Annotated in this window: 13 protein-coding genes; 10 read left to right on the plus strand and 3 right to left on the minus strand. The window is 65.8% G+C overall.

Going from position 1 to position 13,964, the window contains the following annotated elements; translation table 11 throughout:
• Nucleotide 1: 1 nt before the first annotated feature.
• The 6 genes from FXN65_RS04020 (at nt 2) to FXN65_RS04045 (ending at nt 5,827) form a co-directional block, all read left to right on the plus strand.
• Nucleotides 2–1,222 carry a cytochrome c gene (locus FXN65_RS04020; RefSeq protein WP_151131767.1) on the plus strand — a complete coding sequence of 407 codons (1,221 nt, stop codon included), beginning with the start codon at nt 2–4 and terminating at the stop codon, nt 1,220–1,222.
• Nucleotides 1,223–1,237: 15 nt separating this feature from the next.
• A complete protein-coding gene (locus FXN65_RS04025; RefSeq protein WP_151131769.1) occupies nt 1,238–2,209 on the plus strand; it encodes an XdhC family protein in 972 nt (323 codons plus the stop codon).
• Nucleotides 2,210–2,313: 104 nt separating this feature from the next.
• Nucleotides 2,314–2,895, plus strand: a complete 582-nt coding sequence (locus tag FXN65_RS04030; RefSeq protein ID WP_151131771.1) for a nucleotidyltransferase family protein — start codon at nt 2,314–2,316, stop codon at nt 2,893–2,895.
• A gap of 331 nt (nt 2,896–3,226) precedes the next feature.
• Nucleotides 3,227–4,666 carry a cytochrome ubiquinol oxidase subunit I gene (locus FXN65_RS04035; protein ID WP_151131772.1) on the plus strand — a complete coding sequence of 480 codons (1,440 nt, stop codon included), beginning with the start codon at nt 3,227–3,229 and terminating at the stop codon, nt 4,664–4,666.
• Nucleotides 4,667–4,668: 2 nt separating this feature from the next.
• Entirely contained in the window at nt 4,669–5,676 is a 1,008-nt protein-coding gene (gene cydB, locus FXN65_RS04040; protein ID WP_151131773.1) for a cytochrome d ubiquinol oxidase subunit II, read from the plus strand.
• 10 nt (nt 5,677–5,686) lie between these two features.
• The gene (locus FXN65_RS04045) at nt 5,687–5,827 is read left to right on the plus strand and encodes a DUF2474 domain-containing protein (RefSeq protein ID WP_151131775.1); all 141 of its coding nucleotides are present in this window, start codon (nt 5,687–5,689) and stop codon (nt 5,825–5,827) included.
• Between the two features lie 86 nt (nt 5,828–5,913).
• Here the strand turns inward: FXN65_RS04045 and FXN65_RS04050 are convergent, their stop codons facing one another.
• Complete coding sequence (locus FXN65_RS04050; RefSeq protein WP_151131777.1) at nt 5,914–7,038, minus strand: methyltransferase; 1,125 nt, start codon at nt 7,036–7,038, stop codon at nt 5,914–5,916.
• Nucleotides 7,039–7,121: 83 nt separating this feature from the next.
• Between FXN65_RS04050 and FXN65_RS04055 the strand changes: the two genes are divergently transcribed.
• Nucleotides 7,122–7,898: a ferredoxin--NADP reductase gene (locus tag FXN65_RS04055; RefSeq protein WP_151131779.1), complete on the plus strand. Its 777-nt coding sequence runs from the start codon at nt 7,122–7,124 to the stop codon at nt 7,896–7,898.
• A gap of 96 nt (nt 7,899–7,994) precedes the next feature.
• On the opposite strand, the gene FXN65_RS04060 is transcribed toward FXN65_RS04055, so the two are convergent.
• Together FXN65_RS04060 and ccoN are read right to left on the minus strand one after the other, a co-directional pair.
• A complete protein-coding gene (locus FXN65_RS04060; RefSeq protein ID WP_151131781.1) occupies nt 7,995–8,240 on the minus strand; it encodes a cbb3-type cytochrome c oxidase subunit 3 in 246 nt (81 codons plus the stop codon).
• Complete coding sequence (gene ccoN / locus FXN65_RS04065) at nt 8,233–9,669, minus strand: cytochrome-c oxidase, cbb3-type subunit I (RefSeq protein ID WP_151131782.1); 1,437 nt, start codon at nt 9,667–9,669, stop codon at nt 8,233–8,235. Before ccoN ends, FXN65_RS04060 begins: the two co-directional genes overlap by 8 nt.
• A 269-nt stretch (nt 9,670–9,938) precedes the next feature.
• On the opposite strand from ccoN, the gene FXN65_RS04070 reads away from it, so the two are divergent.
• The 3 genes from FXN65_RS04070 to FXN65_RS04080 all read left to right on the plus strand — a co-directional run bounded on the left by FXN65_RS04070 (nt 9,939) and on the right by FXN65_RS04080 (nt 13,964).
• Complete coding sequence (locus tag FXN65_RS04070; protein ID WP_151131783.1) at nt 9,939–11,609, plus strand: nitrite/sulfite reductase; 1,671 nt, start codon at nt 9,939–9,941, stop codon at nt 11,607–11,609.
• Nucleotides 11,606–12,088, plus strand: coding sequence for a DUF934 domain-containing protein (locus tag FXN65_RS04075; RefSeq protein ID WP_151131785.1), 483 nt, complete (start codon nt 11,606–11,608; stop codon nt 12,086–12,088). Before FXN65_RS04070 ends, FXN65_RS04075 begins: the two co-directional genes overlap by 4 nt.
• A 313-nt stretch (nt 12,089–12,401) precedes the next feature.
• Nucleotides 12,402–13,964: a TerC family protein gene (locus FXN65_RS04080; protein WP_151131787.1), complete on the plus strand. Its 1,563-nt coding sequence runs from the start codon at nt 12,402–12,404 to the stop codon at nt 13,962–13,964.

Genomic DNA, 13,964 nt, shown 5'->3' on the forward strand with positions numbered 1-13,964 from the left:
GATGCGTTCGCTTATCCTCGCGGTACTGCTGCTGCCGCTGGCCGCCAAGGCCGCTGAACAGCCGGCGGACAAGGCGCTGATCGAGCGCGGCAAGTACCTGGCCCGCGCCGCCGACTGCGTGGCCTGCCACAGCATCGAAGGCGGCGCCGAGTACGCCGGCGGCTTGCCGCTGGTGTCACCGTTCGGCACCATCTACGGCACCAACATCACCCCGGACAAGGAGCACGGTATCGGCGACTACAGCGCCGACGACTTCTTCAAGGCGGTGACCCAGGGTGAGCGCAAGGACGGCGGCAAGCTGTACCCGGCCATGCCTTATACCTCCTACCACCTGCTCAAGCGAGAAGACTCCGACGCCATCTACGCCTACCTGATGAGCCTGGAGCCGATCGCCAAACCGAGCCCGAAGACCGAGCTGGCCTTCCCCTTCAACGTGCGCTTCGGCATGACCTTCTGGAACATGCTGTACAAGAACCGCGTGCAGCTCGAAGCGGCCGATGGCAAGGGCGAGGAATGGCAGCGTGGCCAGTATCTGGTGGAAGTGCTCGGCCACTGCGGCGAGTGCCACACCCCGCGCAACGCTGTCGGCGCCCTGCAGCAGGATCTGCGCATGAGCGGCGGCGTGATCCTGGGCTACGAGGCTCCCAGCCTGCTGGCCAAGGACCTGGCCGAGCGCGGCTGGACCACGGACGATCTGTCCACCTTCCTCAAGCACGGCATCAGCGACCAGGGCTCGGTTTTCAACGAGATGTACCCGGTGCTGCATCACAGCACCCAGTACCTGCCGCAGGATGACCATCGCGCCATGGCCACCTACCTGCTGGGCGAACAGCCGCCGGAGCCGCGCAAGATCGTTGCCGTGGCCGAGGCCCAGCTGGGCGAAAGCGCCGCCCGTGGCCGCCAGCAGTACCTCAACGTCTGTGCCGGCTGCCATGGCGCGGAAGGCGAGGGCGTGCCCCACGTGGCGGTCGCCATGAACGGCAACACGACCCTGCGCCTGGCCGACTCCCGCAACCTGCTGCGGGTGATCGACGACGGTATCCGCGCGCAGCAGTTCACCGGCTTCGAACGGATGCAGCCAATGCCGGGCTTCAGGGATAAACTCGACGACGGCCAGATGCGCGATCTGCTCAACTACCTGCGTCAGACCTGGGGCGGACTCGACGGTGAGGTGGGCCCCGAGCGGGTGGCGGAATTGCGCGGCGAAGCCCCGTCCCACTGATAACGGTATCCCTCGATGCAACACCTCGACCTGCTGGTGGTGCGCAAGGCCCTGGAGTGGTCCACCTCCGGCCAGCGCGTGTGGCTCTGCACTGTCCTTGCCACGTACGGCTCGGCGCCCCGCGCGCCGGGCTCGCTGCTGGCGGCCACCGCCGATGGGCACTGGATAGGCTCGCTGTCTGGCGGCTGCGTCGAGGATGACTTCCTCGAACGCCTGGTCGCCGGTGCCTTCCCCGAGCCGGTGCAACTGGTGCGCTATGGCGATGGCAGCGACACCCATTCGTCGATCCGCCTGCCCTGCGGCGGCATCCTCGACGTGCTGGTGGAAAACCTGCCCTCCGATTGCGACGTGCAGGCCCACCTGCGCGAACTGGAAAGCGCCCTGGCGGGTCAGCGCCGACTGATTCGCGAGGTGTCCGTGCCCGACGGCGCACGGCGCCTGCTGCCCGACCGCGATCACGGCCCCCGGGTGGAGCGCGAGGACGGGCTGCTGCGCCTGCGCGTCGGTGCTGCCCAGCGGCTGCTGCTGGCGGGGTATTCCACGGTCGCCCAGGTGTGCGCCGAGTTCGGCCAGAGCCTGGGCTTTGAAGTGGTGCTCTGCGACCCGCGTGACGAAGCTTTGCAGGGCGTCGAGCTGCCGGGCGTGGAAATCCGCCGTGAACTGCCCTCGGAGTTCATCCGCCGGGGGGGCTGCCACGCCGACACCGCTGTGGTCGCCCTGACCCACGATCCGAAGATCGACGACCTGGCGATGATCGAAGCGGTGCGCACCGAAGCCTTTTATATCGGCGTGATGGGCTCCATGGCCACCAGCACCAAGCGCATGGAGCGCCTGCGCCGGGTGGGCGGGCTGAGCGAGGCGGAAATCGCCCGCATCATCGCCCCCATCGGCCTCAATCTGGGCAGCAAGACCCCGTCCGAAATCGCCCTGGCGGTGATGGCGGATATCCTGCGGGTGCGCAATGGGATTGCGCGGGAAAGGGTTTGAGGCCTGAGTTCGCGGTGCCTGTTCCTTCATAGTGGGAGCGAACTCATTCGCGAATGCATTCGCTACCACAAGGTTTGTTTCCTGCCTCCATACGGAGCTAGCCGATGCCCACCATCCCCGCCCTGATCCTCGCCGCCGGCTTCGGCAACCGCTTCGGCAGCGACAAGCGCCGCGCCGCCCTGGCCGATGGCTGCACCCTGCTCGCAGCCAGCCTGGGGCGGGCCCAGGCAGTCTTCGAAGAGGTGCATGTGGTGCTGCGCCCGGAGGACGATCCGGCGGAATTGGGGCTGCCGGAAGGCTGCAACATCATCCTTTGCGAAGACGCCGGGCAGGGCATGGGCCACAGCCTGGCGGCCGGAGCGCGGGCGCTGGCCGCAGGAGAAGGGGAGGCCATCGCCGTGCTGCTGGGCGACATGCCCTGGATCGCCGAATCCAGCCTGCGCGCCCTGATTGCCAAGGCGGCGCCGAGCCGCATCGTCTTCCCTGTCCATCACGACGAACGCGGTCACCCGGTGCTGTTCGGCCGGGACTTCTGGCCTGAATTGCAGACGCTCACAGGCGATGAGGGCGCGCGCCGGGTCCTGCGCGCTCACGTTTCCGCCTGGGTGGCGGTGGGGGTGGATGATCCGGGTGTGCTGCAGGATGTGGACAGCCCGGCAGCCCTCTCCCCCGTCCCCTCTCCCTGAAGGACGAGGGGGGACGCGCGCCAGGCCTTTCCTGTGGGGGCGAATTCGTTCGCGAAAGGTCGCGCAATGGTCCTGCTGGGCATGCGGCGCGCAGCCGCGCGGCAACCTGTCGCGCGGCAACGAACCACAGCTTCCAAAATGTCTTGACCGGCTAATCTCTGTGCATTGCTTGATCCGCGTCAAAACCCCAGGCGCGGGTTTGTGAAGGGCCGACCTGGCCCGCATCCAGTCGCATTAGCCCCTACAAGAACAATTCGGCTCGGCCTGGCTCCAGTACCCAAAGGAGTCGCGCGGGGCCCTTGCCCGTATCAACCTGATTAGAGGATTCGCCATGTTCGGATTGGAGGCTCTCGATCTCGCCCGAATGCAGTTCGCCTTCACCGTGTCCTTCCACATCATCTTCCCGGCCATCACCATTGGCCTGGCGAGCTACCTCGCCGTGCTGGAAGGCCTGTGGCTGAAGACGGAACAGGAGGTCTATCGCGACCTGTACCACTTCTGGTCGAAGATCTTCGCCGTCAACTTCGGCATGGGCGTGGTATCGGGCCTGGTCATGGCCTACCAGTTCGGCACCAACTGGAGCGCGTTCTCGGACTTCGCCGGCTCCGTCACCGGACCGCTGCTGACCTACGAGGTGCTTACCGCCTTCTTCCTCGAAGCCGGCTTCCTCGGCGTCATGTTGTTCGGCTGGAACCGCGTGGGGCCGGGCCTGCACTTCTTCGCCACGGTGATGGTGGCCATCGGCACCATCATCTCCACTTTCTGGATCCTCGCCTCCAACAGCTGGATGCAGACGCCGCAGGGCTTCGAGATCATCGACGGCCGCGTGGTGCCGGTGGACTGGCTGGCGGTGATCTTCAACCCGTCCTTCCCCTATCGCCTGCTGCACATGGCCACCGCCGCCTTCCTCGCCACCGCCTTCTTCGTCGGCGCTTCGGCGGCCTGGCACCTGCTGCGCGGCCGTGACAACCCGGCGATCCGCAAGATGCTCTCGATGGCCATGTGGATGGCGCTGCTGGTGGCCCCGGTACAGGCCTTCATCGGCGACCTGCATGGCCTGAACACGCTCAAGCACCAGCCGGTGAAGATCGCCGCGATGGAAGGCCACTGGGACAACAGCAGCGGCGAGGCTACCCCGCTGATCCTCTTCGGCTGGCCGGACATGGAGCGTGAGGAAACCCGCTTCAAGGTGGAGATCCCCTATCTCGGCAGCATCATCCTGACCCACAGCCTGGACAAGCAGGTACCGGCGTTGAAGGAATTCCCCAAGGAAGACCGCCCCAACTCCACCGTGGTGTTCTGGTCCTTCCGCATCATGGTGGCCCTGGGGCTGCTGATGATCCTGGTGGGCGTCTGGAGCCTCTGGCTGCGCTGGCGCGGCGGGCTGTTCCGCTCGCGGCCATTCCTCTACCTGTGCCTGTGGATGGGGCCGTCCGGGCTGATCGCCATCCTGGCCGGCTGGTTCACCACCGAGATGGGCCGGCAACCCTGGGTGGTCTATGGCCTGATGCGCACGGCCGATGCGGTGTCCAACCACAGCGTGGCGCAGATGAGCCTGACCCTGGTGAGCTTCGTGGTGGTGTATTTCGTGCTCTTCGGCACGGGCATCGGCTACATGATGCGCCTGGTGCGCAAGGGCCCGGTCACCCACGAAGGCAAGGAACCGGGTACTGGCGGCCCCGGCCAGCACCGCACCCCTGCACGCCCGCTCTCGGCGACCGAAGAGGGCATGGACGATGACGACAACGCTGCAACCCTGCCGAGGACCTGAACATGGGCGTCGACCTTTCTCTGATCTGGGCCATCATCATCATCTTCGGCGTGATGATGTATGTGGTGATGGACGGTTTCGACCTCGGAATCGGCATCCTCTTCCCCTTCGTCAAGGATGACGGCGAGCGCGACGTGATGATGAACACCGTCGCGCCGGTCTGGGACGGCAACGAAACCTGGCTGATCCTGGGCGGCGCCGGCCTGTTCGGCGCCTTCCCGCTGGCCTACTCGGTGGTGCTTTCCGCGCTCTATCTGCCGCTGATCCTGATGCTGCTGGGCCTGATCTTCCGGGGTGTGGCCTTCGAGTTCCGCTTCAAGGCCAGGCCGGCCAAGCGCCACCTGTGGGACAAGGCCTTCATCGGCGGTTCCATCGCCGCCACCTTCTTCCAGGGCGTGGCCCTGGGCGCCTTCATCGAGGGCATTCCGGTGGTGGACCGCGCCTATGCCGGCGGCTCCCTGGACTGGCTCGCGCCCTTCCCGCTGTTCTGCGGCCTGGGCCTGATCGCCGCCTACGCACTGCTGGGCTGCACCTGGCTGATCATGAAGACCGAAGGCCGCCTGCAGCAGCAGATGCACGACCTGGCGCGTCCGCTGGTGCTGGTGCTGCTGGGCATCACCGGTATCGTCAGCATCTGGACCCCGCTGGCCCACGAGGAAATCGCCACGCGCTGGTTCAGCCTGCCCAACCTGTTCTGGTTCATGCCGGTACCGATCCTGGTGCTGATCTGCACCTGGGCGTTGCTGCGCGCGGTGGCCAACAACGCCCACCATGCGCCGTTCGTGCTGACCCTGGTGCTGATTTTCCTCGGCTACAGCGGCCTGGGGATCAGCCTCTGGCCCAACGTGATCCCGCCGTCCATTTCCATCTGGGACGCCGCGGCGCCGCCGCAGAGCCAGGGCTTCATGCTGGTGGGCGCGCTGTTCATCATCCCCTTCATCCTGATGTACACCGCGTGGAGCTACTACGTGTTCCGCGGCAAGGTGCGTGTGGAAGATGGCTACCACTAGGAGCACGGCAATGGGCGAACCCGAGAAGAAGCCCCTGTGGCAGCGCCTGGGCTGGCTGGTGGGTATCTGGGCCCTCAGCGTCCTGGCCCTGGGTGCGGTGGCCTACCTGTTGCGGATGTTCATGGCGGCGGCGGGGCTGAGTACGCATTGACTTGAGTCCGCGCGGTGTTCAACCGCCCTCACCCCCAGCCCTCTCCCGGTGGGCGGGGGGTGAGGGCAGTCAGGCCCCGCGCGGAGTCACTTGCTCGCCTTCAACACCACGAACTTGGGCGTTGCCGCCACCTGCTCCACACCGCGGAACAGACGCTTGAGCTTGGCGTGGTAGCCCAGGTGGCGGTTGCCCACGATCCACAGCTCGCCCCCCTTCACCAGCGCGTTGCGCGCTTGCACGAACATGCGCCAGGCGAGGAAGTCGCCCACCACCTGCTGCTGGTGGAAGGGTGGATTGCACAGCACCAGGTCCAGCGAATCCGCCGGCTGTTCGGCCAGTCCGTCACCGGCACGGATGTCCGCCGGACGCTCGCCCAGGGCCGCGCGCCAGTTTTCCTGCGCCGATTGCACCGCCATGTAGGACTCATCCACCAGGGTCATTTGCGCCTGCGGGTTGGCCAGGGCGTAGACGATGCCGAGCACGCCATTGCCGCAGCCCAGGTCCGCCGCGCGGATGTCCGCCAGGCTGCGTGGCAGGTGCGGGAGGAAGGCGCGGGTGCCGATGTCCAAGCCTTCGCGGCAGAACACATTGGCGTGGTTCACCAGCGTCAGGCGGGGTTGGTCCAGCTGGTAGCGAGTGGGGTAGGGCGAGGCGATGGCCGGTTTCTGCTCGGGTGTGGCGATCAGCAGGCGGGCTTTCTTCACGGCCAGCGAGGGCTGCATCGGGCCAACGTACTTCGCCAGCAGGTCACCGGCCGCGTGGGGCAGGTGCTTGACCATGCCGGCGGCAATCACACTGGCGCCGGGGGCCAACTGGCCTTGCAAGCGGATCAGCTGTTCTTCCAGCAGTGCGAGGGTCTTGGGCACGCGGATTAGTACCCGGTCGAACGGGCCAATGGCCGCTTCACTGGCAGGCACGAAGCGGACCCGACCCGCATCCAGTTCATTGCGTGCCAGGTTGCGCTGCAGGGCGATATGGCCAAGGTGGGAATCGCCGCTGCTGGTGACCTGGGCGTGGGGCGCGAGGCTGGCCGCCAGCGCGCCGAAGCTGTCGTTCAGTACCAGGACGCGTGTCTCGCCGGTGATGCCCTGCTCATGGAGGTGATCGAGCAGGTATTCGTCGGCGGCATCGAAGGCCTGCAGCGGGTCATCCTGCTGCTCGGGCTGGCGAACGAGGTCGAGCTGGGCGAAAGGCGTAGCGAATATAGGCATAAGAACCGGCGGTGTTTCTGAAGGCCGCTTTGCGAGACACTGGGGCGGTCTTCGAACGAATCGGAAATGAGTGGGAGCGGAGTATGACCGCCAGCGAAGAGAAGTTCACCCGTCAGACCCTGCTGGAAGTGGAGACCCTGACCCCCAGCCTGTTCACCCTGCGCACCACCCGCGACGCGGGCTACCGCTTCCGTGCCGGCCAGTTTGCCCGGCTGGGGGTGACCAAGGCCGACGGCAGCACCGTCTGGCGCGCCTATTCCATGGTATCGGCGCCCCATGACGAGTATCTGGAGTTCTTCTCCATCGTCGTACCGGGAGGCGAATTCACCAGTGAGCTGTCGCGCCTCGCGGTCGGCGACACGCTGATGGTGGACAAGACGTCCTTCGGCTTCCTCACCCTCGACCGCTTCGTCGATGGCCGCGACCTCTGGCTGCTGGCCACCGGTACCGGCCTTGCACCCTTCCTGTCGATTCTCCAGGACCTGGAGGTCTGGCAGCGCTTCGAGCGCATCATCCTGGTCTACAGCGTGCGCCAGGCTGCCGAACTCGCCTATCAGCCGCTGATCGACGACCTGAAGAACCGCGACTACCTGGAAGGCGTGGCCGACAAGCTGCTTTACATCCCGGTGGTTACCCGCGAGGAAGTGCCCGGCGCGCTGCACGGGCGCATCACCACGCTGATCGAGAACGGCGAGCTGGAACGCGCCGCCGGCCTGGAGCTGACCCCGGAACACAGCCGCGTGATGCTCTGCGGCAACCCGCAAATGATCGACGACACCCGCGCCGTGCTGAAAAAGCGCGACATGAACCTGAGCCTGACCCGCCGGCCGGGGCAGGTGGCGGTGGAGAATTATTGGTAGAAAAGCATCGCGAATGAATTCGCTCCCACAGGGCACCTATTGCCTTTCAGTGTGGGAGCGAACTCATTTGCGAAAGGGTTGCTTGGCAGCCCCGATTCAAGCCTCGATTTCCACGCGACGCTCACACCCCCCATCACACCGCCCCGGACAGCTGCACCCCGTGCTGCTGCGGCCGGTGGCGCGCTCCATGCGCCGGGCCACGGGTTCGTCGTCGGCGAAGGGCAGCATGGTGGCCTCTTCGATCTGGCGCTGGCTCCGGCCACCCAGGCAGGCCTGGGTGGCGAGGTAGAAGAAGGTCAGCGCGGCCAGGCTGAGCAGGGCGTAGGCGCTATCGCTATCCATGGGCCACAGCCTGCGGCACCGCCTCGGTGCTACGAGCGTCGCCGGCGCGCACGGTGCGCCAGGTGTTCCAGGCCATCAGCAGCATGCCGGTGACGAAGAAGATGCCGCCGATCATGCGCACCATGAAACCGGGATGGCTGGCCTCCAGGGCTTCGACGAAGGAGTAGGTGAGGGTGCCGTCCTCGTTCACCGCACGCCACATCAGGCCCTGGGTGATGCCGTTGACCCACATGGAGGCGATGTACAGCACCGTGCCGATGGTGGCCAGCCAGAAGTGGGCGTTGATCAGGCCGACACTGTGCATCTGCGCGCGGCCGTAGAGGCGCGGGATCAGGTGATAGAGCGAGCCGATGGTGATCATCGCCACCCAGCCCAGCGCCCCGGCGTGCACGTGGCCGATGGTCCAGTCGGTGTAGTGGGAGAGGGCGTTGACGGTCTTGATGGCCATCATCGGACCTTCGAAGGTGGACATGCCGTAGAAGGCCAGGGACACCACCAAAAAGCGCAGGATCGGGTCGTCGCGCAGCTTATGCCAGGCCCCGGAGAGGGTCATCATGCCGTTGATCATGCCGCCCCAGCTGGGGGCCAGCAGGATGATCGACATCACCATGCCGAGGGACTGGGCCCAGTCCGGCAGGGCGGTGTAGTGCAGGTGGTGCGGACCGGCCCAGATGTACAGGGTGATCAGTGCCCAGAAGTGCACGATGGACAGGCGGTAGGAGTACACCGGGCGCCCGGCCTGCTTGGGGATGAAGTAGTACATCATCCCGAGGAAGCCGGTGGTCAGGAAAAAGCCGACCGCGTTGTGCCCGTACCACCACTGCACCATGGCATCGGTGGCGCCGGAATAGACCGAGTACGACTTGAACCAGCTCACCGGAATGGCCATGTGGTTGACGATGTGCAGCATCGCGGTGACCACGATGAAGGCGCCGAAGAACCAGTTGCCCACATAGATGTGCCTGGTCTTGCGCTTCATGATGGTGCCGAAGAACACCACCGCGTAGGCGATCCAGATGATCCCCATCCACACCGCGCCGGTGAATTCCACCTCGGCATATTCCTTGGTGGTGGTCAGGCCCTGGGGCAGGGTCACCAGCAGGATCACCACCAGCGCCTGCCAGCCCCAGAAGGTGAACGCGGCAAGTGATCCGCCGTACAACCGGGCCTGGCAGGTGCGCTGTACGGTGTAGTAGCTGGTGGCGAACAGCGCGCTGCCGCCGAAGGCGAAGATCACCAGGTTGGTGTGCAGCGGGCGCAGGCGGCCGAAGCTGGTCCAGGGCAGGTCGAGGTTCAGCGCCGGCCAGACGAGCTGGGCGGCGATGAACACGCCCATGCCCATGCCGACGATGCCCCAGACGAGCGTCATCAGGGCGAACTGGCGAACCACCTTGTAGTCGTAGGTCGGTTCCGGGATTGCGGTGTTCATGTGCGGGCCTTTCGGTTGGGAAGACTGAGCGGCCGCCATTCTGGAAATCCCGTCGACGGGGAAACAGACTCAGATAAACGCACTTTTTAGAGCTCAGATGGAATGCGGCCCTGTAGGAGCGAGCTTGCTCGCGAACCGCAGCGATTCGCCAGCAAGCTCGCTCCTGCAACTCAATCTGATGCGGTTTTTCGCAGCGGATCTGAAGCTGTTTTCATCTCGCCCCCGCGCACATAGTGAAGGCCCCCGCCCGCCCTGCTGGAGCCGCTTGCATGTACCACTACGACGACTACGACCGCGCCCTGGTGCAGGAGCGCGTGGCGCAATTCCGCGACCAGGTGGCGCGGCGTATCAGCGGCGAGCTGAGCGAGGAAGAGTTCCTGCCGCTGCGCCTGCAGAACGGCCTCTACCTGCAGAAGCACGCCTACATGCTGCGGGTCGCCATTCCCTACGGCACCCTGTCGTCGAACCAGCTGCGCTGCCTGGCACATATCGCCCGCGAGCACGACCGTGGCTACGGCCATTTCACCACCCGGCAGAACATCCAGTTCAACTGGATCGAACTGGCTGAAGTGCCCGACATCCTGCAGCAGCTGGCCGATGTGGAAATGCATGCCATCCAGACCTCCGGCAACTGCGTTCGCAACATCACCACCGAGGCCTTTGCCGGGGTGGCGGCCGATGAACTGCTGGACCCGCGCCCGTTGGCGGAAATCCTCCGCCAGTGGTCCACCATCAACCCGGAATTCCTCTTCCTGCCGCGCAAGTTCAAGATCGCCCTCTGCGCCGCCGAGGAGGACCGTGCCGCCGTGCAGATGCACGATATCGGCCTCTACCTGTATCGCGACGAAGCGGGCGAAATGCGCCTGCGGGTGATGGTGGGCGGCGGGCTCGGGCGCACGCCGATCCTCAGCCAGCAGATCCGCGACGGCCTGCACTGGCGCCACCTGCTGTCCTATGTCGAGGCCATCCTGCGGGTCTACAACCGGCATGGCCGGCGCGACAACAAGTACAAGGCGCGGATCAAGATCCTGGTGAAGGCGCTGGGCATCGACGCCTTCGCCCGCGAGGTGGAAGCCGAGTGGCAGCACCTGAAGGATGGTCCCGCCGAGCTGACCGAAGACGAGTACCAGCGGGTCGCCGCCAGCTTCGATGCGCCGTCCTATGTCCCGCTCGATGACGCCGATCTCGGTTTCGGCACTCATCTGGCGCGGGACCCGGCTTTCGCCCGATGGTGCGCGCGCAGCTTGCAGCCACACAAGGTGCCGGGCTACGCCGCCGTGGTGCTGTCCACCAAGCCGGGGCCGGACGCGCCACCCGGTGACGTCACCGCCGCGCAGATGGACGCGGTGGCCGACTGGGCCGAGCGTTTCGGCTTCGGTGAAATCCGCATCGCCCACGAACAGAACCTGGTGCTGCCCGACGTACGCAAGGCGGACCTGCACGCGCTCTGGCTGCTGGCCTGCGAACGGGGGCTGGCGACGGCCAATGTCGGCCTGCTCACCGACATCATTGCCTGCCCGGGGGGCGACTACTGCTCCCTGGCCAACGCCAAGTCCATCCCCATCGCCCAGGCCATCCAGGCGCGTTTCGTCGATCCGGAGGCACTCCAGGACCTGGGCGAGCTGAGCCTGAACATCTCAGGCTGCATGAACGCCTGCGGCCACCACCACATCGGCAACATCGGCATCCTCGGTGTGGATAAGGGCGGCAGCGAGTGGTACCAGATCACCCTCGGCGGCGCCCAGGGCATGGACAGCGAGCTGGGCAAGGTGATCGGCCCTTCCTTCAGTGCCGACGAGGTGCCGGATGTCATCGAGAAGGTGGTGGCGACCTTCCGCGACTACCGCGAACCGGATGAACGCTTCGTCGACACGGTGCGGCGCATCGGCCTGGAGCCCTTCAAGGAACGGGTCTACGCCAAGGCGGAGGTGCCGGCATGAACAACCTGATCAGGCTGCTGGACGGCCAGGCGCAACTGGTGGAGAGCGACCCTTGGACCCTGGTGCGCGAGTCCGGCGAAGCCTTGCCGGACGGCGCGTTGATCCTGCCGTTGGCGCTCTGGCACGAGCGGGAAGGACGCGATGGCCTGCTGCTGCAACCGGATGACGAGGTGGAGCCGCTGGCGCCGCTGCTGTCGGAAGCGCTGCCGCTGATCGCCGTGGAGTTCCCCAGCTTCCGCGACGGCCGTGGCTACAGCCAGGCCTACCTGTTGCGGGTGCGCCTCGGCTGGCGTGGCGAACTGCGCGCGGTGGGTGATGTGCTGCGGGATCAGCTCAGCCACATGCGCCAGTGCGGCTTCGATGCCTTTGCCGTGCGCGAGGACAAATCCGCCGAGGATGCATTGAAGGGACTGGCCGGCGTGAGTGTGCTGTACGGCCGCTCCGTGATAGAGCCAAAGCCCTTGTTCCGCCGTCGCTGAGAGCCTGTCCGCAACGGGCTGCGGAAAGGCTCGGTGGGGGGGCTTACATGATTCGTAAAAATTCCTGACTTAGCGCTGGCGATTTTCTGACCTAGCATTCGCAGTTCGTTTATCCGAACCGGAAACCAATGGACAGCGACAGTAGTTGTAAGCCGCCCCCTGCGACCCTGGGTGCGGCCGCCCTCCCCACCGGCGTCCCCGTACGCCAATTCGAATTGCAGCTTCCCGCTGCCCACGCTTCATGCATGTCGATGCAACGCCAGCAGGCGTGGTTTGCGCCTGCCCGTGAACCTCTCCCGAGAGCCTGACCCCTATGGAATGGATACTTGACCCCACGGCCTGGCTGGGCCTGCTCACCCTTATCGTCCTGGAGATCGTCCTCGGCATCGACAACCTGGTGTTCATCGCCATCCTGGCCGACAAGCTGCCGCCCCATCAGCGCGACCGCGCGCGCCTGATCGGCCTGTCCCTGGCGCTGATCATGCGCCTGGGCCTGCTGGCGAGCATTTCCTGGCTCGTCACCCTCACCACGCCGCTGTTCGAGGTATTCGGCAAGAGCTTCTCCGGCCGCGACCTGATCATGCTCTTCGGCGGTGTGTTCCTGTTGTTCAAGGCCACCATGGAACTGCACGAGCGCCTGGAAGGCCGGGTCCACAGCCAGGGCGGCAGCCGCTCCTACGCCCTGTTCTGGCCGGTGGTGGCGCAGATCGTGGTGCTGGACGCGGTGTTCTCCCTGGACGCGGTGATTACCGCCGTGGGCATGGTGGAGCACCTGGAAGTGATGATGATCGCCGTGGTCGTCTCCATCGGCCTGATGATCATCGCCAGCAAGCCGCTGACTGCCTTCGTCAACGCCCACCCGACGGTGATCATGCTGTGCCTGGGCTTCCTGATGATGATCGGCTTCAGCCTGACCGCCGAAGGCCTGGGCTTCCATATCCCGAAGGGCTACCTGTACGCCGCCATCGGCTTCTCGTTGCTGATCGAGGCCGCCAACCAGCTGGTGCGCTGGCGCCGCAAGCGCCAGCTCCAGGGTGACCGCAGCGTGCGTGAGCGCACGGCCCACGCGGTGTTGCGCCTGCTGGGCGGCCGTGGTGTGGAAGCCGAGGAGGTGGGCGAGGAAATCGCCGACCTGGTGGGCGCTGACGATGCTGGCAAGGTGCCCTTCGACCGCCGCGAGCGGATCATGATCAGCGGTGTGCTGGGGCTTGCGGATCGCCCGATCCGCACCCTGATGACCAACCGCAGCGAGGTGGAGCGCATCGACCTGGATGAACCTCGCGAGGTCATCTGCGACGCCCTGCTGCGCTCACCCCACTCGCGGCTGCTGGTGATCCGTGGCGGAGACGTGGACGAGCCCCTGGGCTATGTGCACAAGAAGGAGCTGCTGCGCGACCTGCTGCAGGGCCAGTCCCCGGATTTCGAACAGCTGCTGCGGGTTCCGCCCAACCTGCCGGAAAGCGCTTCGGTGCTGGGCGCGCTGGAGGAAATGCGCAAGGCCTCCACCCACGTGGCCTTCGTGGTCAACGAGTTCGGCGGCTTCGAGGGGCTGCTGACCATGACCGACATACTCGAATCCATCGCCGGCGAACTGCCCGATGCCAGCGAGGTGGACGGGCTGGATATCGAGCCGTGCGACGGCGGCTGGAAGGTCAGCGGTGCCGTGAACCTGAGTCTTCTGGGCGAACGCCTGGGCTTTGCCGCCAGGCCAGGCGAGGACTACCAGACCCTCGCCGGCCTGGCGATGAGCCTGCTGGACCGCTTGCCGGTGAGGGGCGATGCCCTGGAAGTGGAAGGCTGGCAGCTGGAAGTGATCGAGGTGAAGGAAAGGCGGGTGAACCGGTTGTTCCTGAGACCGATCGCCCAGATGGGCTGA

The organism is Pseudomonas lalkuanensis, assembly GCF_008807375.1.
Lineage (GTDB): Bacteria > Pseudomonadota > Gammaproteobacteria > Pseudomonadales > Pseudomonadaceae > Metapseudomonas > Metapseudomonas lalkuanensis.